The following is a 26538-nucleotide window of genomic DNA, read 5'->3' as shown; positions in this document are numbered from 1 at the left end:
CAAACCGCTTAAAGTGTAACAATGAGTACACCTTTAGGAGTGGCTGCCATGAAAATAGACGGTGTTTTTTCTGGAGGAGGCATTAAAGGTTTTGCCCTAATCGGGGCAATTCAAGAAATTGAAAAGAAAGGATTTCAATTCGAGCGTGTTGCTGGAACGAGTGCTGGATCGATTGTCGCGGCCTTAATTGCAGCAGGATATGGAAGTCATGAGATTGAACAAGTTCTTGATGACCTGGATTTAACAAAGTTCCTCGATGCACGAAAAATGATTATTCCTTTTCCGCTGGCTAAATGGCTTTTTGTTTATTGGAAGTTGGGTTTATATAAAGGGAATGAGCTTGAAAAGTGGATTGAAGAAAAGTTAGCAGCAAAAGGTGTAAGAACATTTTCGGATTTGCCGCCGCAGAACTTAAGAATAATTGCTTCCGACCTTTCCAATGGCAAGCTGATGGTCCTGCCAGATGATTTAGTTAGATATGGTATTCCGCCTGAGTCATTTTCAATCGCAAAAGCGGTAAGAATGAGCTGCAGTATTCCGTATTTTTTTGAGCCTGTTAAATTAAAATCAATGGATGGAGTAAACGTCATCGTTGATGGAGGAGTATTAAGCAATTTCCCAATGTGGCTTTTTGACCACGAAAATATACAAAAGGTACGACCTGTAATTGGAATTAAATTAAGTGCAGATGAATACGAGCATGAAAAACATAAAATCAAAAATGCAATTCAATTATTCGGTGCTTTGTTTGAAACGATGAAGGATGCACATGATTCACGTTATGTATCTAGAAAACATGCTAAAAACATCATTTTTGTTCCTTCTGAGGGGGCATTATCAATAGAGTTCCATCTGACAAATGAAAAGAAACAGGAATTGTTTGAATTAGGCAGGGAGGCGGCTAAGAAGTTCTTTAAGTCGTGGTGTTATTAGGTGTTATTAAAGGAAGAAAAATAAAAAATCGAGCGTTTATAATGACGCTCGATTTTTCTTTTTGCCCTTTTTGCCATCGATAACTGTTAAGTGAACAGGGGACTTCTTTTTTGTCTTGCTTTTCTTTAAAGAAGTAAGTGAACCAAAGGATGTACTTTTTGTAGACTGTTCTCCACCTTTAGTCTGCAATCGTTTTTTGGACTTCTTAGCTGCCTTTATAAAGGCCTGCTGCTCTTTATTCCTAGGATTTGATCTACGAATTAGTCTAAAAACAAAATAAATGGCTAAACCGACCAATGCGAACACTACGATATTCTTAAGAAAACCGATAGGATCACCTGCAAAAGCCCCGATAATGCCAATTATTCCCAAAACAATAACACTACCAACCAAAGGAACGGAAATCCGATTTTTCAAGAAAGCCACCTCCCTAAGAGCATCATAAGCATTTTCTTAATTTTTTAAACACACAAATAATAATGTTTTAGACATTTCTTCCATTTTTACAGTTATTTATCACTCTCCGTTAGTTCTTTAGGATTAAGACCGGAGATATATAGAAGATTCTGAACTTAATTTGAAAAATTTTATTGTACTTAATTTTATTCTACTTCAATCATGAAAAAACCTCTAGGAAGACATAATATTTCCAATTAAAAAGTTTTTCTATGCAAGTGGTTGGCAATTAAAGGGCATAATATGGTGGAATTCTGCTGGGTTAAGATTTTCAGTGAAGGCTGTGTTAAACAGGGCTGTTGATTTAGGCGCTACAATAACAGGTTCTAAAATGAATAGTATTCATCAACACACAGCCTATTTTAAAAACAGATTTTGAGGGGGTAGATTATTATGGCTAATGGACCAAAAAAATCAAATTATCCGAAACCTATGTCTTTTGCCGTATTAGTTTTCTGGACGGGATTATTTGGTGGTTTATTTTGGGGGACCATCGGTTTTTTAGCATACTACTTTAATTTTACTGAAATTCGTCCGAATGTAATATTAGGTCCTTGGGCGTTGGGCAACTGGAAAAACGAAATGCTGGGGACGGTTATTTCAATCATTTTACTTGGTATCCTTTCTGTTGGTGCAGCTTTTGTTTATGCCCTGGCACTAAAAAAATTTAATGGAATTTGGTTAGGCTTGGGATATGGGATTATACTCTTCTTACTGGTGTACTTAGTATTAAATCCAATTTTTCCAGGGATAAAGCCATTCTTAGACTTAAGTCGTAACACAGTTATTACCACTATTTGTTTATATCTGGTATATGGATTGTTTATTGGCTATTCGATTAACTATGAGTATGAAATCAATCATATGCAGGAAAACGAGACTGCCTCTTAACGCTTTATTAGTCTTTATAGACTTAGATGTGATAAAATAATTTTTGATATGGCTTCAATAGGGATTAAACTTATTACGGGATTACATACGGGAGAGTGGGACGATGGAAAAGATAGAGAAATTAAGATCAAGTTTTTCTTCACATGGAATTGATGGTTTTTTAATTACAAGTCAATTTAACCGTCGCTATATGACAAACTTTACTGGTTCGGCTGGGGTAGTACTCATAAGTGCATCCAAGGCGCAATTTATTACCGATTTTCGTTATGTGGAACAAGCTTCAAGCCAATGTGAAGGTTATGAAGTTGTCAAAATGACAGGGACGCTTGTGGAAGAAGTAGCGAAGCAGGCAAAAAACCTTGGTATTAAAAAGCTTGGGTTTGAAGAAGATCATTTAACATTTTCCACTTATAGAGCTTATGAAAAAGAACTCGAAGCAGAACTTGTTCCTATTTCAGGTGTTATAGAAAAATTACGCTTGATTAAGACAGGAGCAGAGATTAAGATATTAAAGGTGGCAGCAGATATCGCAGATGCTGCGTTTAAGCATATATTGGATTTTATTCAACCAGGAAAGACGGAGCTTGAAGTATCCAATGAATTAGAGTTCTTTATGAGAAAGGCAGGAGCAACTTCTTCTTCCTTCGATATCATTGTTGCCTCTGGGTACCGCTCTGCTCTCCCACATGGAGTTGCAAGCGATAAGGTGATTGAAAAAGGAGATTTTGTAACCTTAGACTTTGGTGCTTATTATGACGGCTATGTATCAGATATCACTAGAACAGTGGCAGTAGGTGAACCTGAGGCAAAGCTTAAGGAAATATATGACATCGTTCTAGAAGCCCAATTGAGGGGAATGGTAGGTATTAAACCCGGAATGACAGGAAAAGAAGCAGATGCACTAACAAGAGATTACATAACGGAAAAAGGTTATGGAGATTATTTTGGGCATTCTACCGGTCACGGAATTGGACTTGAGGTCCATGAAGGTCCGGCTCTTTCTTTCCGTTCGGATCTTGTTCTTGAACCAGGCATGATTGTAACGGTCGAGCCAGGTATCTACTTGCCAGGACTTGGCGGGGTTCGGATTGAAGATGATACTCTCATTACAAAGGACCATAACGAAGCTTTTACTCATTCTTCAAAAGAACTCATTATTTTGTAATAGACATAGGAGGATAAAACATGATTTCTGTTAATGATTTTAAAACAGGTCTAACAATTGAAGTGGATGGCGGGCTTTGGCGCGTTCTTGATTTCCAACACGTAAAACCAGGTAAAGGCGCTGCATTTGTTCGTTCAAAGCTTCGTAACCTTCGTAATGGAGCAATCCAAGAGAAAACATTCCGTGCTGGTGAAAAAGTTGAAAAAGCGCAAATTGATAACCGTAAAATGCAGTATCTATATGCCAGCGGAAATCAGCATGTTTTTATGGATATGGAATCTTATGAACAAGTAGAACTTCCTGCTAGCAATATCGAATATGAATTAAAGTTTTTAAAAGAAAATATGGAAGTTCATATCATGATGTTCGGTCATGAAACACTCGGTGTAGAATTGCCAAACACCGTTGTACTAGAAGTTACTGATACGGAGCCAGGGATAAAGGGCGATACATCTTCAGGTGGAACAAAATCTGCAACGCTTGAAACAGGACTTACTGTTCAAGTTCCTTTCTTCGTCAATCAAGGTGATAAATTAATCATTAATACGACAGAAGCTTCCTATGTTTCTCGTGCATAATTAGCTCAAAAAACTAAGGCCGATATATTCAGGCCTTAGTTTTTTTTATACTAAAAAAGATTATTACTTTCTCTATTGTGAAAACTTCACTAAATAGTAATATTTACTTTCAATTCAGGTTAATAGTTTTTGCTAAAATAAAAATAGAATTACATTCAATAAACAAAGGGGTGACACAGAAAGTGAAAAAATTTCTATCTCTATTGTTCCTTATTGCTGCGATAGCCGTATTTTTGGCAGCGTGCGGCAGTTCTAAAGATATAAATGTGACTTTAGATAAGAAGCATGAGCCATTTCCAGATTATGTTTTAAACTCTTCAGACTTAGTCCAGGAAACTTATGCTATGGTATCAAACTATCCGGAGGTTGTAGCAGGTGTTCCATGCTATTGCGGATGTTTTGCTTCAGATGGACACAAGAGCAATTTAGATTGTTTTATTGATCAATTTGGAGAAGATAATGCAGTGACCGGTTGGGATTCAATGGGCATAGCCTGAGACGTTTGTATCGATATCGCCCGGGAGGCGGTAGAAATGAATCTAGACGGTAAAAGCCCTAGTAAAATTTATGACTTAATCACTAAAAAATATCAAGATTATGGGGAACCAACTCCAACGCCGGAACCAAAGTAAGGGATAACCAATGAAAAAAATATTCTATAGCCTTTACGGTGTCATTATAATTGGGATAATTATCTGTATCATAAACAGTGGTATTTTTAACAGTAAAAATTCAAATGCAATTGCGGCAGGTGAGAAAGTTTATCAAAAGCAATGTCTGATTTGTCATGGAGAAAATGGCAAAGGTGAAGGTAAAAATGCTGGCACAGCTATCAATAATCAACGGTATTTAAATGCTGTAAGTAACAAAGACATTTATAATAGTGTTAAATTTGGCAGAGAAGGTACAGCTATGCCGAGCTATGGTCCGAGACTCTCAGAGGATGAATTAAACAATGTTGTTGCTTTTATAAGGAATTGGCAAACACAAGAGATAGAGTTTGATGTGCCTAAAAAAATTACTGGAGATCCTCTGAACGGTGAGAAACAATATAATATATCTTGTATTAACTGTCATGGAGATGCGGGTAGCGGCAAACCTAAAATGGGGACAGCTCTTTCTAATCCAGAATACCTGAAATACACCACTGACAAGCAAATTTGGATTGGTACTGCCTATGGGCGTGAGGATACCAGAATGGGACCATCTTTAAAGGGACTTGATGGGGTTCGTCAACTAAAGAAACAGGAAATCTCAGATATTGTTAGTTACATTCGATCGATAAAAGTAAAACAAAAATCACAAAATGATTACCTTGAACCTTGATTCCGATTATTGGGAATCAAGGTTTTTTTATATGAAAAATATTAACAAAACGTTCATTTTCAAACGAACTAGGTATATAGGATAAGGTTTATAGTACTAGTTAGGAAATGAAAAATAGGGAGCTAATTATTAGAGATAGGTAAATGTGAACATTCTGTGGGTAATTATTGACAAAACCGTAACGTTTTCTCTCCTTTTACAAAATGTTCAAATGTGAATCAACTATACATAGATGATTAATATTATATTTATTTCAAAGAGGGCTATAGTGAAAAATAGCGTTTTATAGGAGCTCAAGGAGGATTTGCATGCTTAAAAAAAAGTTGTTGGCTTTATTTGTAATTACATCATTTTTCTCTAGTTTTATTATTCCAAACGGATATGCTGAAACAACCTTTCAGCCAGAAAAGTTTCCCTATACTGAAATGCAAATTCAAGTTATGCCAGAGTTCGATTACCCAGAAGGCTGGGCAAAAGATACTCCGTCTTTACTTGTTGGGCAGTATGGAACTTTTACAAATAAGAGTGGACTGGATTTTAATGGAAAAGTTGAAATAGCGGTTCCAGCTAGTGAAAAAGGCTTCCAAGCATATCTAGTTGCAGAGTTTCCTGAAGACGATCAGCCAGAAGTGCAACGGCCATTTGATATTGATACACAAAAGGGAATCATTTCATGGAAGCCTTCAAAAGCAATTAAGAATAATGAGACCTATAGATTTGTAGTGGAGTACTATACCAGCGCAGTAGAAGTAAAGGATAAAAGAAGCTTTACATATGAATATAGCAACCCTACAGAGATTGGAATACTGGACGTAATCTTTTATGCCCCAATGGAGGCTAGTGAGATCACACTAGAGCCAAAGGCGCCAAATAATACACAAAGTGAATATGGTGAAGAGCTATTTTACTATCAATACAAAGATGTAAAAGCGGGTGAAAGCTATAAATATACTTTCTCCTATCAAAAAGATGATTTTAAATCGACTCTAGACGCTATCAATGAGAAACAACCGCCTAATGATGAAAACCACGCTAGTGTTAATGGTACTGCAACAGATCAAATTTCTGGTGGATCTGATGCATCTGGTGGCGACCGTCCTCTAATTGGAATGGGCGGTGCTATTGTAATAGGAATCGCTATTATCATTGCTGGTGTGTTTGTTTACTTAGGAATAAAGGGAAAATCACAGTCTGCATCCAAAACTTCAAGTTCTAAAGCAGCAAACCATCGTCCAAAAAAGCAACTAGTAAAAAAAGAGATGAAAACGATTAGTAATGACGATAAAAAGGAATTACGGAAGAAACTTCTAAATGGAAAAATTGATCAAGAAACATATGATGAGGAAATGAAAAAATTAATTTAATGGGGTGAATGGGATGAAAAAGAATACGATTGTTATGCTTGGTGGATTTATTATCGCCGGTGCTATTGTTTTCTTACTTATGGCTGCAACACCAGGATCAAGTGGGATTGAGTTAACTATGAATCAGCTTTTGGAGAATCAAGAAAAGCATAAAGATGATTTTGTAACAGTAGAAGGACTACTAATCGAAGAATCTATTAAATGGAACCAAGATAAAATTGAGTTGAAGTTTGATTTAAAAGATAACGAGGGTAACTTAATGCATGTTATTCATAATGGAACCAGACCAGATAACTTCTCTGAAGGTGTTATTGTTATCCTCCAAGGAGCACCTACTAAAAAAGATACATTTGTTGCTGAAACCGTTAAAACAAGATGTCCTTCCAAATATGAGGGTGAAGATATTGAAAACTATGACCCTGAAGCACATAAAAAATTATTAGATCAGCCACCAGCAGAAACCGATCAGGCAAAATAATAAGAAGGTGACGATATGTACTTATTTGCTAACGCAACAATATACGTAGGTTTAGCGCTTGCGATCTATTCACTCCTCATAATCACATTGGGGATTAGCACGAAGAATCAAAAATTAGTAAACAGTGGTAAAGGTGGAGTAATATCTATTTTAGTTTGTGCATCAATGGCTATGCTTTCTCTCTTCTACTTACTAACAACCTCTCAATTTCAATATGAATATGTTAGTGATTATACGAGCAGTGAACTGCCAATTATTTACAAGCTTACAGCACTTTGGGCAGGAAATTCTGGATCTTTGTTGCTATGGACTTTCTTTTTAGTTCTTTATACCGTAATGATCGCCTTCTCAAGAAAAATGAAAGGAAATCCAATGGTTCCGTATATTTCCGCTATTCTCTTAGGAAATATCGTTTTCTTCTTTTTAGTTCTTGGTTTTGTTGCTAAACCTTTCGTCCTCTTGGATCAAGTTCCAATTGAAGGTCATGGTTTAAATCCAATGCTGCAAAATCCAGGTATGATTATTCATCCTGTTACACTTTACCTGGGTTACGTAGGACTTGCTATTCCATTTGCGTTTGCAATGGCAGCACTAATCTTGAAAAACGTCGATGATTTTTGGATTAAGATGACTAGACGCTGGACAATAATAGCTTGGTTGTTTTTGAGCCTTGGAAATATATTTGGCGGGCAGTGGGCTTACACTGAACTTGGCTGGGGAGGTTACTGGGCGTGGGATCCAGTCGAGAATGCGTCCTTTATGCCTTGGTTAACAGCAACTGCGTTCTTACATTCAGTCATGATACAAGAACGGAAGAACATGTTGAAAATTTGGAACATAGGCTTAATCATCACTTCTTATGCCTTAACATTATTTGGTACATTTTTGGTCCGAAGTGGTGTTCTAACATCCGTCCACGCATTTGCAAATTCAAATCTAGGGTTATACTTTTTAATTTTCATGGGGATAGCGGTTATAGGTGCACTTTATGTGTTAATGAGCCGTTACAATTTGCTCAAACGAAGTGCTGGAGAGTTCAATTCCTATATATCAAAAGAAAGCAGCTTTTTAATTAATAACCTTTTGTTGGTAGGAGCAGCATTTGGTGTTTTCTGGGGAACAGTTTTCCCGCTAGTATCTGAAGCAGTAAGGGGTACGAAAGTTACAGTAGGTATGCCATTCTTTAACACCGTTCAAGCACCCATTCTACTTTCTATGATGTTTGTCATGGCTGTTTGTCCATTGCTGGCTTGGCAGAAGTCATCATTAAAAAATTTAAAGAAGAACTTTTTAATACCAGCAATCCTTGCGATAGTGGCAATGGCGTTAATGATTGTACTAGGTATTCAAAAGGCATGGGCCGTTATCGGCTTTGGTGTTATTGTTCTATTATTTATCACTCACTTCCTAGAGTTTTACCGTGGTGTCAAAGCTCGTAGAAAAATGACAAAAGAAAAAGTTTATCTTTCAATTTACCGATTAATGACAAAAAACCGACGTCGTTATGGTGGTTATATCGTCCATATCGGAATTGCGTTTATCGCAATGGGAATTATCGGTTCACAAAACTATGATGTTCAAACGATGAAAACTGTTAATTTAGGGGATTCCATTGAAGTGAAAGATTATCGTATTAATTACGAGCGTTTGGACCAAAAAAGAGAAGGCATTAATGATATCGTTTATGCGGAAATGACCGTTTTTAGAAATGGAAAACGAATCGGAAATATTCAGCCTGAAAAAGTGTTTTATGGAAACTGGGATCAACCTTCATCAGAAGTTGGGTTAATCTCATCATTAAAAGAAGACTTATACGTTGTTCTGAGTGATTGGGAAGATGATGGAAAAGCAACCTTTATTGTAAAGATAAACCCAATGATGACTTGGCTTTGGATTGGTTCATTCATGATTGTTATTGGATCACTTTTTGCAGTTTGGAATGGGAAATATCAAAATATTACTCCGAGGTATACAGGAGTACGCAAAGAGGTGTCTTAATATGAAAAGTAAAATTTATATTGGACTCCTTCTGATCGCTTTTATTTTTCACGCTTCTGTCTTCCAAGTACAAGCAAAAGAGTTTGACTACAAATCTAAGAAATTTGAAGCAGCAGCATCCCAATTTATGTGCACTTGCGGATGTGGGCAGGACCATTTTGAATGTGACCCTAAAACTTGTAATCTAACAGTTGGCTTTAAAGAAGACATCGTTGAGATGATGAACAAGGGGTGGGATAAGGATAAAATTCGTGAATACTACGTCAATATTTACGGTGAAGAAATATTAACCGCACCGGAAAAAAGCGGGTTTAGTTTAGTTGCTTGGGTAATGCCTTTCGCTGCATTAGGAATTGCAGGAGTGGCGATATTCTTTATCATTCGTAAATGGGTGAAGAAAAAAGGTATGGATGAACTAACCCCAGATAGCGAAGACCAAACAGATGAAGTGGAAGAGGAAATCCTATCATCTATGATTGATGAACAACGCAAAAAGTACCTTTAGGATGTGAACATGATGCAAGAAATCTCGATCGTTTCCATGATATTTACAGCAGCTCTTGTGCTCATTTGTTTATTTCTTGTTCTAGCACCCTTCTTTTCTTTGAATTCATATTTAAGTTTCGCAAACAAAGGTCAAGATTCCGCGACAAATAAAGAAGTACTATTATCCACTCTTAACGAACTAGAGTTTGAATACAAAATGGATAAAATCTCCCACGCGGATTACAAAAACCTAAAGAAACAATATGAAGCACAAGTTGTCAGCATTATGAAGGATGAAGAAGAGCAAATGACATCGCAGACAGTCGACAAAGATTTAATGGCTGAAATAGAAAGAGAAATTGAGGCTTCAATGAAGAGTTATCAAAATAAAAAGGGGGAAGGAAAGTGATTAAAAAAATCACCGTTTTCCTCCTCGGGCTGCTGCTGCTCATTCCAATCAATGGAATGGCGGCTGCAGAATCAGCGATATCTGTTGATATGCATTATCTCGTCGTTAGCCCTGCAGAAGATGGTTCTACCAATATGATGAATATGGTGAACTATACCAATACAACAGCAGAGGAGTATAAAGGTGACGGCATGGGTGAAGCAGTTTTGAATGTCACTATCCCGACAGGAGCAATAGGATTTACTTTTTTAGATAATAAAATGGCTCAAAAACAGGTTGAAACAGGTTTTATTACTTCCGATCCTATCCCAGCGAACCAGACAGTAGTTTTGCCATACAGCTATAGAATCGCAAAGGGTGAGGAAATTAGCCTAAGCTTTGATTATCCTGTTCAAATGATGCAAATTCTTGTCCCTGAAGGAATGGGAAGTATTGTATTTAAGAACGTTACCGCCACAAATCAAGGGCTATTCAAGATGGATGATCAAAATTATCAGGGATACAGCGTTGAAGGTATACAAGCAAAACAAGTCTTTACGATGATTTATGACCAAGATAAACAGCCAGCCGCAAGTGATGCTCAAGGTTCAACAGAACAAGGTGAAAGTAAATCAAGTGGAAATGTAACAAAAACAGCACCTGCTTTCCATAATCCTGGTCATCTTCGCATGTGGTCACAATCACCACTTCGCAGCTGGGATCCACATGTTTTCTTAATTGTCATGGGTGCGATTATTATTGCTGCAATTTCCTACTTTTCCTATTTTAGCATGAGGGCAAGGGCGGAAGAAAAGAGGCTTGGAGCTGATAAGGAAGAATCAGCATTTAAAAACCTAATGGCAAAGCAAAAAGCGATTATGGATAAAATCCTTGAATTAGAAGAAAACTTCGGTGATGGAAATATGTCAGAAGAGGATTATCAAGCTAAACTTGCTGCATATAAACAGCATTTAGTACAAGTAAAAATGAATTTACGCCATTTTGTAGAGTAGCAGTCGGAATGCGAGGGATACTTGATGATTGAAATAAAAAAACTTACAAAGCAAGCCGACAATAAATTAATACTAAGAGGTATTGACCTATCAATTACTCAAGGCGAAACAGTTGCTATACTTGGTCAAAATGGTGCAGGAAAAAGCACCCTGCTTAAAGTGTTGGCAACATTAATCAAGCCTACATCTGGCCTTGTGAAGATTAACGGATTGGATTTAAAAAAGGATCATATTGAAGTGAAAAAAATGTTCGGTTATTTACCGCATTCCAGCTTGTTATACGATCACAACACGCCATTAGAAAACCTAGTTTTCTTTGGAAACTTATATGGTGTCAAGGATGTTGAAAATAGAGCTAGAAAACTTGTGAATGACGTAGGTTTGTCATTCTTTATCAATGAACCTGTAAAGAATTTTTCACGCGGAATGATTCAAAGGATTGCGATTGCTAGAGCCATTATTCATGAACCGAAAATCATGCTGCTAGACGAACCACATACCGGTTTAGATCAAGGCGCCATTACCATTTTAAACAATGTTGTCCTTTCTATGAAAGAGAAAGGGTGTACCACATTAATGGTAACACATGATTTCAAGCAAGCTGCTGCAATATGTGACCGGATTATTATAGTGAAAAACGGTAAGATTGCTGATGATTTTAAAATAAATAGTCAATCACTAAGTTTAGTTTCTGAAAAATATCAGGTTTTAGTAGAGGGGGGTTCCTGATGTTAAGAGCAGCCCTTACTATAGCAAAAAAAGATATCTATTCAGAATTAAGAACAAAACAAGTTTTGGGGACGATGATTATTTTTGCTGGGTTAGTCATCCTCGTACTAAGCTTTGCTTTTGACCCAGCAAACAATACGACAAAAGCAGTTATTCCCGGTGCTGTCTGGATTATCATAGTCTTTTCAGGAATATTGGGTCTAAATCGCTCGTTGGTATCAGAGCAGCGAAATGAAACGATGCATGGTTTAATGGTTGCGCCTATGGATGCTTCTAGCATTTATTTAGGTAAATTCATGGCAAACTTCTCTATGATATTGATAGTAGAAATTGTATCCATTCCTTTTCTCTTTCTCTTATTTGATTTTAAAATCACCGGCAGTATTCTCTATTTCATATTAGTTTTGTTTGTCGGTAGTTTTGGATTCATTGCGATTGGAACTTTTCTGGCTGCACTTGCTTCCAATTCCAAGAGTAGTGAAATGTTATTACCGCTTTTGCTTTTCCCAATGACAAGTCCTGTCTTGATTGGTGTTACGCAAGCTACAAAAATTATACTAACGAATATGGAGAAATTATCGACTGCTCTATCCTGGATGCAATTGGTCGCAGCCTATGATGTCATTTTCTTTGTTCTTTGTTTTTTACTAATTGAGTATGTTCTGGAGGTTTAAGAGATGAGTATGAATCTTGAAAGAGAAAAGGCACCTCTGCCAATAGTAGATTTGGCCCCAGTGAAAAGTTCTATGCTTACCAAAATATTATATGGTGGTATGGTAGTTTCAATGTTAGCGGCATTCTACTTTATTTTCATGTATGCTGAGGTTGAAAAGACAATGGGTGCTGTACAAAAGATATTCTATATGCATGTTCCATCAGCATGGGTAGCATTTTTAGCATTCTTCGTAACCTTTGTCTTTAGTATTTTATTCTTAATAAAACGTAAAAGAGTTTATGACACATATGCCTATGTATCAGCAGAAATAGGGGTTGTATTTACTGCTATCGTACTAACAACCGGTCCAATTTGGGCGAAATCTTCATGGAATACATGGTGGGCATGGGAACCACGCTTAACTACAACATTAATTCTTTTCTTCCTTTTTATGGCCTATCTTATGGTTCGCCAGATGGATGGAGTTTGGGATAAAAAAGCAAGACTTGCTGCGGTATTTGGGATTATCGGGTTTGCAGATGTTCCCATTGTATTCTTCGCGATTCGCTGGTGGCAATCAAAATTCCATCCGATTGTTTTTGGGGATGGTCCTTCACAAGAAGGCGGTGGAATTGCACCTAGTATGCTTGTTGCATTGTTGGTTACGATTGCCGCATTCACTTTCCTATATGCATACATCCTTCATAAGGGAGTATCATTTGAAAATATGAAAATTAAAGTAGGTCACTACAAAGAAAAATTACGAGAAAAATTGGAAAACTAGGAGGAATTAATCATGGGGTTCATGTATGCTGCGTATTCAGTAGTTTGGGTAATTATTTTTGGTTATATGCTATTGATTGGAAAACGACATAACAGTCTTAAAAAGGATATCGAGTTTTTAAAACAATTAGATAGGTAGAAAAATGAAAAAGGCCTGTTTAAACAAAACAGGCCTTTTCTATAAAACTACTTATTGCTGTCAGGAGGTAGTAAAATGAGCAGACGAGTCATTAACTTACTCGTGTTGTTTCTTTTAATTGGAATGTTTGGCTTTTTTGGATATAGTTTAGCTAGCAAAGGTGACAATACCGATGTCGGGGATCAAGCCTATAATTTCGAACTGCCAAATTTAGATGGGACAAATACGAAGCTTTCTGATTACAAAGGTGAAATTGTTATTCTGAATTATTTTGCTTCATGGTGTAAACCATGTGTGGATGAAGCTCCAGAGCTTGAGGCATTTGCAAAGGAATATGGTGACCAATACCGATTAATCATGATTAACAAGGGTGAAACAAAGGACCGAGTTAAAAAGTTTCTAGAAAAATATAATACACCTGCTGTTTATGTATTTGACTATAATTCTAAAATAGCCAAAAAATATAATGTGACGGGACAGCCGGAAACATTTGTCATTGACCGAAATGGAGTCATAAGGGAGCATTATAATGGTCCTGTTACATCGCCACAATTATATGAAATGGTAAAGAAGTATGACCAATAACGGTAAAAAGGATTGAATCACTATTCGAGTGATTCAATCCTTTTTTTATCCACCAATTGGATGATAGTTATAATCTGCTGCAACACTTGCTTTAATAATCAGTTGACCTGGCTGAATCTGAGTTGAACTAACTCCTTTAGAGAACGCTATTTGTTGGAACTCTAAGGGCTGAATCATTTCGCCGCCTTCTGTAACAAGAATTGGAGTGGGATTGAGTGTCACTCGTAAGGTATTGGCGATGGTTTTCGCTTTATTGCCGGCATTGACTAAAGCGACGGTGAGTGCTTGTTGGTAATAAGATTCTTTGTACCTCGTTGTAAACTGAACATTCGCCACATAGTTAGCGCCGTTCTCGACAGCTGTATCTACCACTTTTCCAATATTGTTTAAATCTTCTATCTTCACCTTCAAAATATGGGTGATTTTATAACCCCGGAAAATTTGTGTTCCTTGATCATAGTCATATTCGGGTTCAATCCGGTAATCAAAGGTTTGTATCCGATCTCTTTCAATCCCCAATCTCATAAGAGAATCAATTACTTTCTTTGCAGTCATTGAATTCTGTTGTTGTACCCCAATTAATTCTTTACCCTCCGTAACTACACCCAGATTAACCGAAGCTGTGTCTGGCTGAACTGCGATTTCTCCTTCTCCCCTTACTTTAATCAAGTAGTTCCTTTGGCTCAGGATATTACTCTGTCCAGGTTTCTGACTATACATGTTTTTCCCACCCTTATTAATATTTCTTATATATAAAATACGTTTATCTAAATGGAGTATTCCTAGTTCTAGTAACTCTCATATAAAAATAGAATATAAGAGTATTTTAAAAGAATAGATTTTCAAAGTCATAATGCTTATCAAAGGGCATACATTTTAAATAATGAGACAAGCAACACAAGGAGGATGAAATGTGGAAACGATCCTAAAATTCTTGCCCAAAAACATTGCCGATCTAATCAGTAAAATCCCTCCTAATCAAAAAGCAGAATTGGAAGAAATCAGAATTCGCATCGGACGCCCTATAGAAATTACGATGAAGGGAGCTCCTAGATTCCTATCGTATATTATTCAGCAAGAAGATGCTTTCCATTTAATGAATAAAATCAGCCAATTCTCCATCTATACGCTTGAGGAAGAGCTTAAGCGAGGGTATATAACAGTTTCAGGAGGTCATCGAATTGGACTTGCAGGAAAGGTGATCCTTGAAGAGGGAAAGGTAAAAGCCATAAGGGATATTGCTTCTTTTAACATCCGGATTGCCAAGGAGAAGTTAGGAATAGCAGAGAAGATTATGCCCTATATATTTAAGGATTCCTGGATGCATACAATGATTGTTGGTCCTCCCCAAACAGGAAAAACAACGCTTTTACGGGATATCGCCAGAATTATCTCAACCGGAAACCAAGAAAAAGGTATGTACGCATATAAGGTAGGGATTGTGGATGAACGTTCCGAAATTGCTGGATGTGTAAATGGAATTCCTCAAATGTCATTCGGTCATCGTCTAGATGTGTTAGATGCCTGCCCGAAAGCAGAGGGAATGATGATGATGATTCGTTCCATGAGTCCAGAGGTATTGGTGGTGGATGAAATAGGTCGTATAGAGGATTCAGAGGCTATTCAAGAAGCTGTCCACGCGGGAATAAAATTAATTATGACTACACATGGGTCCAGCTTGGAGGAAGTAAAAAATAGACCATCATTAAGATCCATTTTCGACCAAAACATATTTCAACGATTTATTGTATTAAGTAGGTCTCAGGGCCCGGGAACTGTTACACATATTTTGGATGGAAGTGGAAAAGAACTGAGTCAAAAAGTGAGAGTGATGTAAATGGTTAAGTTAATTGGCGCCATTTTTATTATACTCGCCACCACTTGGACAGGCTTTGAAGCCGCCAAACATTTAAGCGAGCGACCGAGACAGCTTAGGCAGTTAAAATCTGCACTACAATCACTTGAAGCAGAAATTATGTATGGTCATACACCCTTGCATGAGGCTGCAAGGAGATTGGCCGCGCAACTATCAAAGCCATTGTCATCCTTCTTTGAAAACTTTGCAAAGAAATTGACTGACACTGAAACAACAGTAAAAGAAGCCTGGGAAGACAGCTTAAAGGAGGTTTGGAAACAAACAGCTTTTAAACAAGGTGAATTTGAAATCATGAAACAATTCGGGGAGACCCTGGGCAGGCATGATCGTATTTCCCAGCAAAAACATATTATGCTAACTCTTTCCCATCTTGAAAGAGAAGAAGCAGATGCTATTGAAAGCCAAGCAAAATACGAAAAAATGGTAAAGAGTTTAGGGTTCTTTTCAGGATTATTGTTGATTATTTTATTAATTTAGGAGGAAAAGCAATGGGCCTAGAAGTGGATATTATTTTTAAAATAGCAGGAGTGGGCATAGTGGTTGCGTTTTTGCATACCGTTCTTGATCAGGTTGGGAAAAAGGAATATGCCCAGTGGGTAACACTATTTGGCTTTATTTATATTTTGTTTCAAGTTGCCTCAATTGTTGATGATCTCTTCCAGAAAATAAAATCTGTCTTTTTGTTTCAATAGAAAGGAGGGCTTTGCCATTGAAATTATTAAAATAGTTGGCGTGGCTCTTGTCGCAACCTTCCTAGCATTAATAATAAAAGAGCAAAAACCTAATTTCGCTTTCCTCTTAATTGTATTTGTTGGCTGCAGCATTTTCCTGTTTTTAGTTGATAAAATTTATGAAATTATTCATATGCTTGAAAAACTTGCTGTGAATGCAAATGTAAATCTGATCTACGTTGAGACCATTCTAAAAATCATTGGAATCGCCTATATTGCTGAGTTTGCATCTCAAATTACCAAGGACGCTGGCCAGGGGGCAGTGGCTTCTAAAATAGAACTTGCTGGAAAGGTGTTAATTCTTGCCATGGCAATACCAATATTAACTGTGATGATTGAAACAATAATCAAGCTGATTCCAAGCTAGTCTTTTGAAAACAAGAGGTGAAAAATGATGAAGCAACGGCTGCAGTTTATTCCCATTATGATTCTATTATTTTTATTTTTTACTTCAACAAGTGTACAAGCTAACGAAGAAGCAAATGTTGAGAGCACACCTCTATCGCCACAGGAATTAGTGGATGCCCAGCTTGAAACAATGGATTTAACAGAACTTAAACAATATTGGGAGGATATACAAAATAAATATGGCGGCTTCCTCCCTGAAAGCCAGAAAGGCAGTCTGTACGATTTTGTCAAGGGAGACAAGCAATTCTCCTTCAAGGAATGGACCCATGGAATCATTAAATTTTTGTTTCATGAATTCGTCGTAAATGGAAAACTGCTTGGTTCTTTAATCCTTCTTACGATATTCAGTATGTTTCTTCAATCGATGCAAAATGCATTTGAGAGCAGTACGATCAGTAAAGTGGCGTATTCCATTGTCTATATGGTCCTAGTCATTATTGCCCTTAATAGTTTTCATATCGTCATAGAATACACCAATGAGGCAATAGGCAGTATGATTTCATTCGTGCTGGCACTGATTCCGCTTTTATTAGCCTTAATTGCTTCGTCTGGAGGAATAATCTCAGCCGCTTTCTTTCACCCGGTTATTTTGTTTTTAATGAATATCAGCGGAATGTTCATGCAATTTGTTATTCTCCCGCTTCTCTTTTTGGCCACGCTTTTAAGTATTGTCAGTACGATGTCCGACCAGTATAAGGTGACACAGCTGGCCCAGCTTTTAAGAAACTGGAGCATTGGCTTAATGGGACTTTTCTTGACGGTTTTTCTGGGAGTTATTTCGGTCCAGGGCGCTTCTACCGCCATAACAGATGGTGTGGCCATTCGTACAGCGAAATTCGTTACAGGTAACTTTATCCCTGTCATTGGCAGAATCTTCACTGACGCAGCAGATACAGTAGTTAGTGCTTCCGGATTATTGAAGAATTCAGTTGGTATTGCAGGAGTAGCCATTCTCCTCATTATCGTTGCTTTCCCTGCTTTTAAAATCCTGATGATTGCGTTTATCTATAAATTTGCAGCAGCGATATTACAGCCCTTAGGCGGGGGTCCAGTAATAAAATGCTTAGATATAATCAGCAAAAGTGTTATCTATGTTTTTGCTGCACTAGGTATTGTCTCTCTCATGTTCTTTTTAAGTATTACAGTAATTGTCGCAGCCGGGAATTTAACAATGATGATGAGATAGGGGAGAACGTTATGGAGTTTTTAATAGAATGGGTTACGAATATCATCCTATTTATTCTTTTAGCAACTGTTATTGACATGCTGCTGCCTAATACAGGTTTACAAAAATATACGAAAATGGTTACAGGACTCCTGCTTATTGCGATCATCCTTACACCAATTTTCAAGCTAATCTCTAAGGACTTTGAAACAGTGATGGCTCAAATTCCAACTTTTCAGGATTCTGGAGAAAAAAATATGGAAAATTTAATAGAAATGCAGAAAAAAGAAATACAAGCCTCCAATCATGCATATATTTTAGAAACAATGGCTGTCCAGCTTGAGGAGGGAGTAGAGGAGGAGTTGATGGAACAATTTGGTTTAGAAATTGCAAAAATAGAGCTAACAACCAAGAATGAGAGTCAAGAATCATTCCCTGACAACCTAGAAATGGTTACAGTGCACCTACAGCAGCCTGAAACATCCGTCACGACAGTTGAAGCCATACAACCAGTTAGTATTACTACAGATACACCTCTTCCATCTAAGGATCCAACAGAAGAATCCGAAAAAATCGCCGCATTTCTTTCGAAACAATGGAATGTAACCGAAAAAACAATTGATGTCTCGGTTGAAGGGGGGATGAATAAGTAGAATGGAAAATAATAAAGGACCATTTTCATGGTTGAAAAACATATTTGCTAAGGGTGAGACTTCCGATAAAAAGTCCGGGAAATATCAATATATGATTCTAGTACTATGCATTGGCGCGGCATTCATGATTGTCGGAAATGTAGTTTTCTCCGATAAATCAGCTCCACTTGATAGTAAGGCCGTAACCAGCACCCAAGCAGAAGCAACAGATGTTGAGGCATTTAGCCTTAAGAAGGACTCAAATAATAAAAGTATTGCTGGATATGAGGAAGAGTATGAGAAGCAGCTTAAGAAGGCACTAGAAGAAATGCTGGGTGTCGACGATGTAACGGTGGTAGTGAACATTGATTCAACTGACAAGAAGGTGCTTGAGAAAAATACTGTAACAAAATCCCAAACAACGGAAGAAAAAGACAACGAGGGTGGGGAACGAAAGGTACAGGATACCTCCACGGACGAACAATTAGTCATCATTCGTGAAGGAGAGAAAGAGGTACCCATTGTAGTTGAATATCAAAAACCAGCAATTCGTGGAGTGCTAGTGGTAGCGAAAGGTGCAGAAAATATTCAAGTTAAAAAATGGATTATCGAGGCAGTAACAAGGTCGCTTGATGTACCAAGTCATCGCGTTGCCGTAATGCCTAAAAAATAAAAGGAGGATTTTAAAAATGCTATTGAAAAAACAAACAGTTTGGTTATTAACAATGTTGAGTTTGGTGGTTGTATTATCCGTTTATTACATCACTTCACCTGAACAAAAAAGTAATGAACTTGCTGCAGTAAAACAAGAAGAGAAAGCAGATCAAAAGGAAAAAGAAACGAAAACTGATTCTGAAGCCAAAGAAGGCGACACTGTTATTTCACAAGTTGCAGGTGATGAAGAATTTGAAGCGCTTCGGTTAAAGCTTCAAGATGATCGCAGCGAATTAAAGGAACAATTAAACGCTGTAGTTGCCACGACTGATCTTCCTGCTGCTGAAAGAAGCGAAGCAGTGGACCAAATGAAAAAATTAAATGAAATTGCCCAAAAGGAAGAAATGCTTGAAACGTTAATTAAAGCAATGGATTATGAAGATGCACTTGTAAGAGCAGATGGTGCCACAGTAAAAATTATCGTAAAGTCTAAGAAAGAGTCTTCTAAATCAGAAGCAAATGCGATTATTCAAATGGTTAAGAAAGAAATTGGCGAAACTAACTTTGTTGCTGTTGAATTCCAGCCAACTAAATAAATAATCTTAAAGGAGAGCGCAGGCTTTCCTTTTTTTATTGTTCGTTAACAAGATTATTGAACTTTAATAAGGTATTAGCGTATAGTATTAGTAGTTAGTCTTAATTTTGCAGGACAAGGAGTGTTTAGATTGTTAAAAGTACAAGAAATTCGAGAATTAATTAAATTAGTTGACCAATCAAGTATTGATGAATTTGTATATGAGAACGAAGGTTCAAAAATTAAAATGAAAAAGCATACTGGAACATCAACTGTGACAACGGTACAGGTACCACAAGCAGCCGCGCAGGCAGTTCCGGTCGTACAGCAAGCAGCACCAGCTGCTGTTTCAAGTACAGCACCAGTACAAGAATTAAAGCAGGAAGAAGCAGTAACTGTAAAGCAGGCTGATACATCTAATTTACACAAAATTACTTCGCCAATGGTTGGAACTTTTTATGCCTCACCAACACCAGAAGCCGACGCATATGTTAAAGCTGGATCTGTAGTTTCGAAGGATTCGATCGTATGTATTGTGGAAGCGATGAAATTATTTAATGAGATTGAGGCAGAAGTAAATGGTGAAATTGTTGAAGTTCTTGCGAAGAATGGTCAATTAGTAGAATACGGACAGCCTTTATTTTTAGTGAAGCCGGAATAAGGGAGCGATAACTGGATGATAAAGAAACTGTTAATTGCAAATCGGGGAGAAATAGCGGTCAGAATAATTCGAGCTTGTCGAGAAATGGGAATTGAATCAGTTGCCGTTTTCTCCGAGGCAGACCGTGAAGCTCTGCATGTACAACTTGCAGATGAAGCCTATTGTATAGGACCGACATTATCAAAAGACAGCTATTTAAATGTTACTAATTTGATTAGTGTAGCGAAGCTGACTTCATGCGATGCGATACATCCTGGATATGGATTTCTAGCAGAAAATGCCGATTTCGCTGAACTATGCCGTGAATGTAATATCACTTTCGTAGGACCAAGCCCTGAAGCGATTACTAAAATGGGCACAAAGGATATTGCCAGAGAAACAATGAGAGAAGCTGGGGTACCGATTGTACCTGGGTCTACTGGGATCATTAATGATATCGATGAGGCGCTTGAGCTTGTTGAAAGGATCCAATATCCGGTAATTATTAAAGCGACTGCTGGCGGAGGCGGTAAAGGCATCCGTGTTGCAAAAAATGAGCAGGAACTAGTTAAGGGAATTAATATTACCCAGCAGGAGGCTCTGACTGCTTTTGGTAATCCAGGAGTATACATAGAAAAGTATATTGAGGATTTCCGTCATGTTGAAATACAAGTACTTGCAGATTCCTATGGAAACACGATCCACCTAGGAGAAAGAGACTGTTCGATTCAACGTAGACTTCAAAAGCTTTTAGAAGAAACACCTTCACCAGCTTTAGATGGAGAAATTCGTGCTGAAATGGGAAATGCAGCAGTAAAAGCCGCGAAAGCAGTTGATTATTCAGGTGCAGGAACGGTAGAATTTATATATGACTACCGCAATCGTAAATTTTATTTTATGGAAATGAACACAAGAATACAGGTGGAGCACCCAGTTACCGAAATGGTCACAGGTATTGATCTAATTAAGGAGCAAATCAGAGTGGCTTCTGGGGAAAGATTAACGATAACTCAACAGGATGTTACGTTTACGGGCTGGGCGATTGAGTGCCGAATCAATGCAGAAAACCCGGAAAAGAACTTCATGCCTTCAGCGGGGAAAATTAACATGTATTTGCCTCCTGGCGGCTTTGGTGTTCGTATTGATTCAGCGGCATATCCAGGGTATACGATTCCACCTTATTATGATTCCATGATTGCGAAAGTCATCACATATGGTAATAGCAGGGAAGAAGCAATCTCACGAATGAAACGTGCGTTAAGCGAATTTGTGATTGAGGGTATTCATACCACTATTCCTTTCCATTTAAAATTGCTTGAGCATGAAAATTTCGTAGAGGGTCAATTCAATACGAAGTTTCTTGAGTTACATGATGTGATGAAGTCTAGCTAAAATCTGGAGGTGTACTTTATGAGCGAGTATAATGTACTGGAAATGAGTCAAGGAAACAATGGGCATGGAAAAGTAGAAATTGCACCTGAAGTTATTGAAGTCATTGCAGGTATTGCTGCATCTGAGGTCGAAGGAGTAGCACAAATGCGTGGCAATTTTGCTACTGGCGTAGTAGAACGGTTAGGTAAGAAAAACCACGGCAAAGGTGTTAAGGTGGAACTTTCGGAAGAAGGGATTACCGTAGATGTATATTGCTTAATGAAATTTGGTGTATCCATTCCTTCAGTAGCAGGAAAAATACAAGATAACATTCGTCAAGCGTTGCTTAACATGACAGCTTTAGAAGCAGAGGCAGTAAACATACACGTAGTCGGCATCTCATTCGAAACCCAAAAACCAGAACCAGAAGTTGAAGAAGAAATTTAATTCATTGACCAAAGGAGATATCCTTTGGTTTTTTCTTTTTTACGGTTATTAGTATACTGGTTCTAGGTAAAAATAAGTTCTTACAGTGCGAATCAGTTTTAGTTATGCTATTATCTTTTTATGTACAAAACAACATCATGCAATGGTTGTATCAAATTCGACAAAAATTAATTACTATCTCTAAAGGAGTTAAATGTATAATGAAGAGAAGAACAGCAAGGGAAAAGGCGTTACAAGCTCTTTTTCAAATCGATGTAAGTAACACAGACCCATCTTCTGCAATTGAACATGTTTTGGAAGGTGAAGCTGGAGATGACTACCTAACAAAGCTAGTATTGGGAGTAGTCGAACAAAAGAATGAAATTGATCCATTTATTAAAGAAAATCTTGAAAAATGGACGATGGATCGTTTAGCAACGGTTGATAGGAATTTATTAAGGATTGCTATATATGAGTTACTATATTTCCGCAATGAAATTCCTGAAAATGTTATTTTAGATGAAGCGATAGAAATAGCAAAGATTTATGGGGATGAACAATCAAGCCGTTTTATTAATGGAGTCCTATCGAAAGTAAAAGAAAAACTATAATTAAGACATCTTAATCTGAATAAGGGGAGATACTCATGGCAGCAATTATTATTGATGGGAAAGAAATAGCAGCAAAGAAAAAAGTAGAAATTGCATCTGAGGTCCAAAAGCTGAAGGAGTTTGGGGTTACACCTGGACTTGCAGTTATTCTTGTTGGCAATAATCATGCATCGAGAACATATGTTACGAATAAAGAAAAAACTTGTCGAGAGCTAGGTATGCATTCCGTGTTGATTGAATTACCGGAAATGGCTACCCAGGAAGAACTACTAACAAAAATAGAGGAACTAAATGGAGATCCGGCTATCCATGGCATTTTGGTACAACTTCCACTTCCAAAGCATATCGATGAAACGAGAGTTATTGAATCCATATCTCCTTTAAAGGATGTAGACGGATTTCATCCGATAAATATTGGAAGAATGATGACGGGGCAAGATGCATTCTTACCGTGTACCCCTTACGGAATCATGGTCCTCTTAGAAGAAATGGGTATATCTGTTGCAGGTAAGCATGTTGTTGTGGTGGGGAGAAGTAATATTGTTGGAAAGCCTGTTGGTCAGTTGTTTCTCAATCAACATGCAACTGTAACCTATTGTCATTCAAAAACAGTCGATCTACAGCACCATACATCTCAAGCTGATATTCTCGTTGCTGCAGTAGGTGTAGCCAACTTTATTAATGCTGATCATGTAAAAGAAGGTGCAGTTGTCATCGATGTAGGTATTAACCGGAATGACGCAGGGAAGCTTTGCGGTGATGTTGCGTTTGATGAAGTAAGTCAGAAGGCAGGCTATATTACCCCTGTACCAAAAGGTGTAGGTCCCATGACGATTACTATGCTCATGTATAACACTCTTAAATCAGCTAAAAATACGTTGCGGTTCTAAAAAGGAGTTCCATATGCAGGAAAAAAAGTATTTATCTGTCCTCGCATTAACAAAATACATAAAAAGAAAATTTGATGCAGACCCTCACTTGCAGGATGTACATGTAAGAGGGGAAATTTCTAATTTCAAACAGCATTCAAGCGGACATATGTATTTTACCTTAAAGGATGAAAAAGCACGTATTCTTGCAGTGATGTTCTCAAGCCAATCACGTACTATGAAGTTTTTACCTGAAAACGGAATGAAGGTGGTTGTAAAAGGGGATGTCTCTGTCTATGAGCCAAGTGGTCAGTATCAAATGTATATTAAAGAGATGCAGCCTGATGGAATTGGGGAATTATTTTTAGCGTACGAGCAGTTAAGAAAAAGACTTGAAGCTGAAGGTCTATTCTCTATAGAGCAAAAAACGCCAATTCCGAGTTATCCGAAAACGGTAGGGGTTATAACATCACCAACAGGGGCAGCAATAAGGGATATTATTACCACTATTAAAAGGCGTTATCCGATTGCGAATATCCTTGTTTTACCAGCGCTTGTACAAGGCGAAAATGCTGCAGCATCGATTGCGCGCGCTATTGATAATGCAAACAAGATGAATGAGATAGATGTACTTATTGTAGGACGCGGAGGCGGCTCAATCGAAGAATTATGGGCATTCAATGAGGAAATAGTAGCTAGAGCCATTAATAAATCAGCTATCCCTATTATTTCTGCCGTCGGACATGAAACAGATTTTACGATTGCAGATTTTGTTGCAGACATGCGTGCTCCTACCCCAACTGCAGCAGCCGAACTGGCTGTTCCTCATATCGATGAATTAATGGAAAGACTGCTCCAACGGAAAACCAGGATGCTTCAATCTATGAACGGAAGATATCGATATGAAAAACAACGGTTAGAGCGTGCACAAAAGTCCTATGCATTTCGTTACCCACAGCGCCTTTATGAACAAAAGCTAGAACAGGTAGATAAATTAACAGAATCTCTTGTACGTGGTGCTGCTAGATTGACTGATTTAAAAAAGTCTAAGCATGAAACCATACATAACCGACTCATTCGTAACCATCCAAAAGTAGCATTACGAGATGCAGAGGTTAGATTTGAGCGTTCAAAAAAAGACATTCAACGTGCGATGGGACAAATCTTTTTGAAGAAACAAACAGAATTCGAAAGAATCCTCGCAACACTTCAAGCCTTGAGCCCGTTAAAAATAATGGAACGAGGATTCAGCCTCGTCTATTCTGAAGACAACGTATTAATAAAAAGTGTTAAACAAGTAAAAGAGAACGAACCACTTCAAATTCAATTAACAGATGGCAGCCTTCTCTGTAATGTACAGACCATAAAGGAGAGCGAGAACCGTGAGTAATGAACAAAAGATTTCCTTTGAGGAAGCAATGAATAAGCTGGAGCAAATTGTGGATAAGCTTGAAGAAGGGGATGTCCCACTCGAAGCGGCCATTGCCTTTTATAAAGAGGGCATGGAGCTGTCAAAGCTTTGTCATGATAAGTTAAAAAGTGTTGAAGAACAATTAACACAGATTATTACGGAGGACGGACGAAAACAAAACTTTACGATTGAAGAGGAGGAATAGGCTTTGACTACTAAAGTTCTAGATGCTTTTGCACAAGAACATAAACAACTGCTTGAATCAGAGCTTCGAACCTTGGTGGAAAAGCTGAATGCACCTTCTATTATTAAAGAAGCTATGTATTATTCTCTTGAAGCAGGCGGAAAGAGAATCCGTCCTCTACTCGTATTTGCCACGCTATCCGCTTTTGAGAAAGATCCCAAAATCGGTCTAATGGCGGCAGCTGCTATTGAAATGATTCATACCTATTCGTTAATCCATGATGATTTGCCAAGTATGGACAATGACGACCTAAGAAGAGGCAAGCCTACGAATCATAAGGTGTTCGGGGAGGCAGTCGCCATTTTAGCGGGAGATGCATTATTGACCTACAGTTTTCAAGTCATTGGCAAAACTCCTAATGAATTTGCTTCTTGTGAAACCAAACTCCAATTGGTTATGGAGATGGCTAAAGCTGCTGGGAGTGAAGGTATGGTGGGTGGTCAAGTGGCGGATATGGAAGGAGAGGGAAAAACTCTCACCATTGAAGAACTGGAGTATATCCATATACATAAAACAGGGAAGTTATTGAAATTCAGCGTCATAGCAGGTGCACTGTTAGGTGGAGCCAATCAAACTCAACTAGAAAACCTGTCAGCATTTGCCCATCATTTAGGACTTGCTTTTCAAATACAGGACGACATTCTCGACTTAGAAGGTAATCAGGAGTTATTAGGTAAACCTGTTGGAAGTGATTCCTCTAACGAGAAAAGCACCTATCCACAATTGTTGTCCATGGAGGGTGCCAAAAAAGCATTAAGACAGCAATTGGACTTGTCAAAACAACACTTAGAAAAGACTGGTCTTAACATTCAGTTACTCAAAGAAATTGCTGATCTTATAGCATCACGAGACCACTAAATAACAGGTATTTGAACAATAACGTAATTGTGTTATAATTGTTGTCAATGTAGAGAACGTTGTCAATGCCGTTACCACTTTTTTGTGATAGCGGCTATTTT

At 37.8% G+C, this 26538-nt stretch carries 35 protein-coding genes; 33 read left to right on the top strand and 2 right to left on the bottom strand.

Features of this window, described 5'->3' with window-relative positions; translation table 11 throughout:
- The first annotated feature begins 48 nt into the window (after window positions 1-48).
- Window positions 49-933, top strand: a complete 885-nt coding sequence (locus F4694_RS08325) for a patatin-like phospholipase family protein (RefSeq protein ID WP_179596734.1) — start codon at window positions 49-51, stop codon at window positions 931-933.
- Between the two features lie 36 nt (window positions 934-969).
- On the opposite strand, the gene F4694_RS08320 is transcribed toward F4694_RS08325, so the two are convergent.
- Entirely contained in the window at window positions 970-1359 is a 390-nt protein-coding gene (locus F4694_RS08320) for an SA1362 family protein (protein ID WP_308806322.1), read from the bottom strand.
- A gap of 423 nt (window positions 1360-1782) precedes the next feature.
- Here F4694_RS08320 and F4694_RS08315 point away from each other — a divergent pair, with 423 nt between their 5' ends.
- The 16 genes from F4694_RS08315 to F4694_RS08235 all read left to right on the top strand — a co-directional run bounded on the left by F4694_RS08315 (window position 1783) and on the right by F4694_RS08235 (window position 13967).
- The gene (locus F4694_RS08315) at window positions 1783-2280 is read left to right on the top strand and encodes a YqhR family membrane protein (protein WP_179596730.1); all 498 of its coding nucleotides are present in this window, start codon (window positions 1783-1785) and stop codon (window positions 2278-2280) included.
- 103 nt (window positions 2281-2383) lie between these two features.
- Window positions 2384-3445: a M24 family metallopeptidase gene (locus F4694_RS08310; RefSeq protein WP_179596728.1), complete on the top strand. Its 1062-nt coding sequence runs from the start codon at window positions 2384-2386 to the stop codon at window positions 3443-3445.
- Between the two features lie 20 nt (window positions 3446-3465).
- On the top strand, window positions 3466-4023 hold the full coding sequence (efp, locus tag F4694_RS08305) for an elongation factor P (protein WP_179596726.1): 558 nt from the start codon (window positions 3466-3468) through the stop codon (window positions 4021-4023).
- A 182-nt stretch (window positions 4024-4205) separates the two neighbouring features.
- Window positions 4206-4655, top strand: a complete 450-nt coding sequence (locus F4694_RS32100; RefSeq protein WP_374757417.1) for a PCYCGC motif-containing (lipo)protein — start codon at window positions 4206-4208, stop codon at window positions 4653-4655.
- A 10-nt stretch (window positions 4656-4665) separates the two neighbouring features.
- Entirely contained in the window at window positions 4666-5349 is a 684-nt protein-coding gene (locus tag F4694_RS08290; RefSeq protein WP_179596720.1) for a cytochrome c, read from the top strand.
- A gap of 308 nt (window positions 5350-5657) precedes the next feature.
- Window positions 5658-6713, top strand: coding sequence for a hypothetical protein (locus tag F4694_RS08285; RefSeq protein WP_179596718.1), 1056 nt, complete (start codon window positions 5658-5660; stop codon window positions 6711-6713).
- Between the two features lie 13 nt (window positions 6714-6726).
- Entirely contained in the window at window positions 6727-7191 is a 465-nt protein-coding gene (locus F4694_RS08280) for a cytochrome c maturation protein CcmE (protein ID WP_179596716.1), read from the top strand.
- Between the two features lie 15 nt (window positions 7192-7206).
- On the top strand, window positions 7207-9189 hold the full coding sequence (locus F4694_RS08275; protein ID WP_179596714.1) for a heme lyase CcmF/NrfE family subunit: 1983 nt from the start codon (window positions 7207-7209) through the stop codon (window positions 9187-9189).
- 1 nt (window position 9190) lies between these two features.
- The gene (locus F4694_RS08270; protein WP_179596712.1) at window positions 9191-9694 is read left to right on the top strand and encodes a cytochrome c-type biogenesis protein; all 504 of its coding nucleotides are present in this window, start codon (window positions 9191-9193) and stop codon (window positions 9692-9694) included.
- Window positions 9695-9703: 9 nt separating this feature from the next.
- A complete protein-coding gene (locus F4694_RS08265; RefSeq protein WP_257029174.1) occupies window positions 9704-10084 on the top strand; it encodes a hypothetical protein in 381 nt (126 codons plus the stop codon).
- Window positions 10081-11076, top strand: coding sequence for a hypothetical protein (locus tag F4694_RS08260; protein ID WP_179596710.1), 996 nt, complete (start codon window positions 10081-10083; stop codon window positions 11074-11076). Before F4694_RS08265 ends, F4694_RS08260 begins: the two co-directional genes overlap by 4 nt.
- A gap of 24 nt (window positions 11077-11100) precedes the next feature.
- Window positions 11101-11805 carry an ABC transporter ATP-binding protein gene (locus F4694_RS08255; protein ID WP_179596708.1) on the top strand — a complete coding sequence of 235 codons (705 nt, stop codon included), beginning with the start codon at window positions 11101-11103 and terminating at the stop codon, window positions 11803-11805.
- The gene (locus F4694_RS08250; RefSeq protein ID WP_179596706.1) at window positions 11805-12479 is read left to right on the top strand and encodes a heme exporter protein CcmB; all 675 of its coding nucleotides are present in this window, start codon (window positions 11805-11807) and stop codon (window positions 12477-12479) included. Before F4694_RS08255 ends, F4694_RS08250 begins: the two co-directional genes overlap by 1 nt.
- 3 nt (window positions 12480-12482) lie before the next feature.
- Complete coding sequence (locus tag F4694_RS08245) at window positions 12483-13244, top strand: cytochrome c biogenesis protein (RefSeq protein WP_179596704.1); 762 nt, start codon at window positions 12483-12485, stop codon at window positions 13242-13244.
- A 12-nt stretch (window positions 13245-13256) separates the two neighbouring features.
- Window positions 13257-13382: a CcmD family protein gene (locus tag F4694_RS08240; protein WP_082799345.1), complete on the top strand. Its 126-nt coding sequence runs from the start codon at window positions 13257-13259 to the stop codon at window positions 13380-13382.
- 75 nt (window positions 13383-13457) lie between these two features.
- Window positions 13458-13967 carry a TlpA family protein disulfide reductase gene (locus tag F4694_RS08235; RefSeq protein ID WP_179596702.1) on the top strand — a complete coding sequence of 170 codons (510 nt, stop codon included), beginning with the start codon at window positions 13458-13460 and terminating at the stop codon, window positions 13965-13967.
- Between the two features lie 45 nt (window positions 13968-14012).
- Here the strand turns inward: F4694_RS08235 and F4694_RS08230 are convergent, their stop codons facing one another.
- Window positions 14013-14687, bottom strand: coding sequence for an SIMPL domain-containing protein (locus F4694_RS08230; RefSeq protein WP_179596700.1), 675 nt, complete (start codon window positions 14685-14687; stop codon window positions 14013-14015).
- Between the two features lie 193 nt (window positions 14688-14880).
- Between F4694_RS08230 and spoIIIAA the strand changes: the two genes are divergently transcribed.
- From spoIIIAA to F4694_RS08150, 16 genes are all read left to right on the top strand, one after another.
- The gene (gene spoIIIAA / locus F4694_RS08225) at window positions 14881-15804 is read left to right on the top strand and encodes a stage III sporulation protein AA (RefSeq protein WP_179596698.1); all 924 of its coding nucleotides are present in this window, start codon (window positions 14881-14883) and stop codon (window positions 15802-15804) included.
- Window positions 15805-16320: a stage III sporulation protein SpoIIIAB gene (gene spoIIIAB / locus F4694_RS08220; RefSeq protein WP_179596696.1), complete on the top strand. Its 516-nt coding sequence runs from the start codon at window positions 15805-15807 to the stop codon at window positions 16318-16320.
- 11 nt (window positions 16321-16331) lie between these two features.
- Complete coding sequence (gene spoIIIAC / locus F4694_RS08215; protein ID WP_007084610.1) at window positions 16332-16535, top strand: stage III sporulation protein AC; 204 nt, start codon at window positions 16332-16334, stop codon at window positions 16533-16535.
- 16 nt (window positions 16536-16551) lie between these two features.
- Window positions 16552-16941, top strand: a complete 390-nt coding sequence (gene spoIIIAD, locus F4694_RS08210; RefSeq protein ID WP_174524393.1) for a stage III sporulation protein AD — start codon at window positions 16552-16554, stop codon at window positions 16939-16941.
- A gap of 27 nt (window positions 16942-16968) precedes the next feature.
- Window positions 16969-18168, top strand: a complete 1200-nt coding sequence (spoIIIAE, locus tag F4694_RS08205) for a stage III sporulation protein AE (RefSeq protein ID WP_179597111.1) — start codon at window positions 16969-16971, stop codon at window positions 18166-18168.
- A gap of 11 nt (window positions 18169-18179) precedes the next feature.
- Window positions 18180-18800, top strand: coding sequence for a stage III sporulation protein AF (gene spoIIIAF, locus F4694_RS08200; protein ID WP_179596694.1), 621 nt, complete (start codon window positions 18180-18182; stop codon window positions 18798-18800).
- 1 nt (window position 18801) lies between these two features.
- On the top strand, window positions 18802-19452 hold the full coding sequence (spoIIIAG, locus tag F4694_RS08195; RefSeq protein ID WP_179596692.1) for a stage III sporulation protein AG: 651 nt from the start codon (window positions 18802-18804) through the stop codon (window positions 19450-19452).
- A gap of 16 nt (window positions 19453-19468) precedes the next feature.
- Window positions 19469-20029 (top strand): SpoIIIAH-like family protein, encoded by a 561-nt coding sequence (locus tag F4694_RS08190; RefSeq protein ID WP_179596690.1) that lies wholly within the window; start codon window positions 19469-19471, stop codon window positions 20027-20029.
- Between the two features lie 129 nt (window positions 20030-20158).
- A complete protein-coding gene (gene accB / locus F4694_RS08185) occupies window positions 20159-20668 on the top strand; it encodes an acetyl-CoA carboxylase biotin carboxyl carrier protein (protein WP_179596688.1) in 510 nt (169 codons plus the stop codon).
- 15 nt (window positions 20669-20683) lie between these two features.
- The gene (accC, locus tag F4694_RS08180; RefSeq protein WP_179596686.1) at window positions 20684-22039 is read left to right on the top strand and encodes an acetyl-CoA carboxylase biotin carboxylase subunit; all 1356 of its coding nucleotides are present in this window, start codon (window positions 20684-20686) and stop codon (window positions 22037-22039) included.
- An 18-nt stretch (window positions 22040-22057) separates the two neighbouring features.
- Window positions 22058-22465 (top strand): Asp23/Gls24 family envelope stress response protein, encoded by a 408-nt coding sequence (locus tag F4694_RS08175; RefSeq protein ID WP_179596684.1) that lies wholly within the window; start codon window positions 22058-22060, stop codon window positions 22463-22465.
- Between the two features lie 200 nt (window positions 22466-22665).
- Window positions 22666-23055, top strand: a complete 390-nt coding sequence (nusB, locus tag F4694_RS08170; RefSeq protein ID WP_179596682.1) for a transcription antitermination factor NusB — start codon at window positions 22666-22668, stop codon at window positions 23053-23055.
- A 35-nt stretch (window positions 23056-23090) separates the two neighbouring features.
- Window positions 23091-23945, top strand: a complete 855-nt coding sequence (folD, locus tag F4694_RS08165) for a bifunctional methylenetetrahydrofolate dehydrogenase/methenyltetrahydrofolate cyclohydrolase FolD (protein WP_179596680.1) — start codon at window positions 23091-23093, stop codon at window positions 23943-23945.
- Window positions 23946-23958: 13 nt separating this feature from the next.
- Window positions 23959-25314 (top strand): exodeoxyribonuclease VII large subunit, encoded by a 1356-nt coding sequence (gene xseA / locus F4694_RS08160; RefSeq protein ID WP_179596678.1) that lies wholly within the window; start codon window positions 23959-23961, stop codon window positions 25312-25314.
- Window positions 25307-25540, top strand: a complete 234-nt coding sequence (locus tag F4694_RS08155) for an exodeoxyribonuclease VII small subunit (RefSeq protein ID WP_179596676.1) — start codon at window positions 25307-25309, stop codon at window positions 25538-25540. Before xseA ends, F4694_RS08155 begins: the two co-directional genes overlap by 8 nt.
- Window positions 25541-25543: 3 nt before the next feature.
- Window positions 25544-26437: a polyprenyl synthetase family protein gene (locus F4694_RS08150; RefSeq protein WP_179596674.1), complete on the top strand. Its 894-nt coding sequence runs from the start codon at window positions 25544-25546 to the stop codon at window positions 26435-26437.
- Window positions 26438-26538 lie beyond the last annotated feature (101 nt).

The sequence above is a fragment of the Neobacillus driksii genome, from assembly GCF_013409995.1.
GTDB classification, from domain to species: domain Bacteria; phylum Bacillota; class Bacilli; order Bacillales; family Cytobacillaceae; genus Neobacillus; species Neobacillus driksii.
The sequence above is the reverse complement of the archived record's forward strand: the minus strand, read 5'-3'. Positions and strand labels throughout refer to the sequence as shown.

What these genes read in the sequence shown, in the direction of transcription:
- F4694_RS08250 (WP_179596706.1), top strand. Translation starts at nt 11,805, where the DNA reads ATGTTAAGAGCAGCCCTTACTATAGCAAAAAAAGATATCTATTCAGAA.
- F4694_RS08265 (WP_257029174.1), top strand. Translation starts at nt 9,704, where the DNA reads ATGATGCAAGAAATCTCGATCGTTTCCATGATATTTACAGCAGCTCTT.
- F4694_RS08235 (WP_179596702.1), top strand. Translation starts at nt 13,458, where the DNA reads ATGAGCAGACGAGTCATTAACTTACTCGTGTTGTTTCTTTTAATTGGA.
- spoIIIAB (WP_179596696.1), top strand. Translation starts at nt 15,805, where the DNA reads ATGGTTAAGTTAATTGGCGCCATTTTTATTATACTCGCCACCACTTGG.
- spoIIIAG (WP_179596692.1), top strand. Translation starts at nt 18,802, where the DNA reads ATGGAAAATAATAAAGGACCATTTTCATGGTTGAAAAACATATTTGCT.
- F4694_RS08290 (WP_179596720.1), top strand. Translation starts at nt 4,666, where the DNA reads ATGAAAAAAATATTCTATAGCCTTTACGGTGTCATTATAATTGGGATA.
- F4694_RS08190 (WP_179596690.1), top strand. Translation starts at nt 19,469, where the DNA reads ATGCTATTGAAAAAACAAACAGTTTGGTTATTAACAATGTTGAGTTTG.
- F4694_RS08255 (WP_179596708.1), top strand. Translation starts at nt 11,101, where the DNA reads ATGATTGAAATAAAAAAACTTACAAAGCAAGCCGACAATAAATTAATA.
- spoIIIAF (WP_179596694.1), top strand. Translation starts at nt 18,180, where the DNA reads ATGGAGTTTTTAATAGAATGGGTTACGAATATCATCCTATTTATTCTT.
- F4694_RS08245 (WP_179596704.1), top strand. Translation starts at nt 12,483, where the DNA reads ATGAGTATGAATCTTGAAAGAGAAAAGGCACCTCTGCCAATAGTAGAT.
- spoIIIAE (WP_179597111.1), top strand. Translation starts at nt 16,969, where the DNA reads ATGAAGCAACGGCTGCAGTTTATTCCCATTATGATTCTATTATTTTTA.
- F4694_RS08310 (WP_179596728.1), top strand. Translation starts at nt 2,384, where the DNA reads ATGGAAAAGATAGAGAAATTAAGATCAAGTTTTTCTTCACATGGAATT.
- accC (WP_179596686.1), top strand. Translation starts at nt 20,684, where the DNA reads ATGATAAAGAAACTGTTAATTGCAAATCGGGGAGAAATAGCGGTCAGA.
- F4694_RS08315 (WP_179596730.1), top strand. Translation starts at nt 1,783, where the DNA reads ATGGCTAATGGACCAAAAAAATCAAATTATCCGAAACCTATGTCTTTT.
- F4694_RS08325 (WP_179596734.1), top strand. Translation starts at nt 49, where the DNA reads ATGAAAATAGACGGTGTTTTTTCTGGAGGAGGCATTAAAGGTTTTGCC.
- F4694_RS08175 (WP_179596684.1), top strand. Translation starts at nt 22,058, where the DNA reads ATGAGCGAGTATAATGTACTGGAAATGAGTCAAGGAAACAATGGGCAT.
- F4694_RS08275 (WP_179596714.1), top strand. Translation starts at nt 7,207, where the DNA reads ATGTACTTATTTGCTAACGCAACAATATACGTAGGTTTAGCGCTTGCG.
- F4694_RS08230 (WP_179596700.1), bottom strand. Translation starts at nt 14,687, where the DNA reads ATGTATAGTCAGAAACCTGGACAGAGTAATATCCTGAGCCAAAGGAAC.
- folD (WP_179596680.1), top strand. Translation starts at nt 23,091, where the DNA reads ATGGCAGCAATTATTATTGATGGGAAAGAAATAGCAGCAAAGAAAAAA.
- xseA (WP_179596678.1), top strand. Translation starts at nt 23,959, where the DNA reads ATGCAGGAAAAAAAGTATTTATCTGTCCTCGCATTAACAAAATACATA.
- F4694_RS08270 (WP_179596712.1), top strand. Translation starts at nt 9,191, where the DNA reads ATGAAAAGTAAAATTTATATTGGACTCCTTCTGATCGCTTTTATTTTT.
- F4694_RS08280 (WP_179596716.1), top strand. Translation starts at nt 6,727, where the DNA reads ATGAAAAAGAATACGATTGTTATGCTTGGTGGATTTATTATCGCCGGT.
- nusB (WP_179596682.1), top strand. Translation starts at nt 22,666, where the DNA reads ATGAAGAGAAGAACAGCAAGGGAAAAGGCGTTACAAGCTCTTTTTCAA.
- F4694_RS08285 (WP_179596718.1), top strand. Translation starts at nt 5,658, where the DNA reads ATGCTTAAAAAAAAGTTGTTGGCTTTATTTGTAATTACATCATTTTTC.
- efp (WP_179596726.1), top strand. Translation starts at nt 3,466, where the DNA reads ATGATTTCTGTTAATGATTTTAAAACAGGTCTAACAATTGAAGTGGAT.
- F4694_RS08240 (WP_082799345.1), top strand. Translation starts at nt 13,257, where the DNA reads ATGGGGTTCATGTATGCTGCGTATTCAGTAGTTTGGGTAATTATTTTT.
- spoIIIAC (WP_007084610.1), top strand. Translation starts at nt 16,332, where the DNA reads ATGGGCCTAGAAGTGGATATTATTTTTAAAATAGCAGGAGTGGGCATA.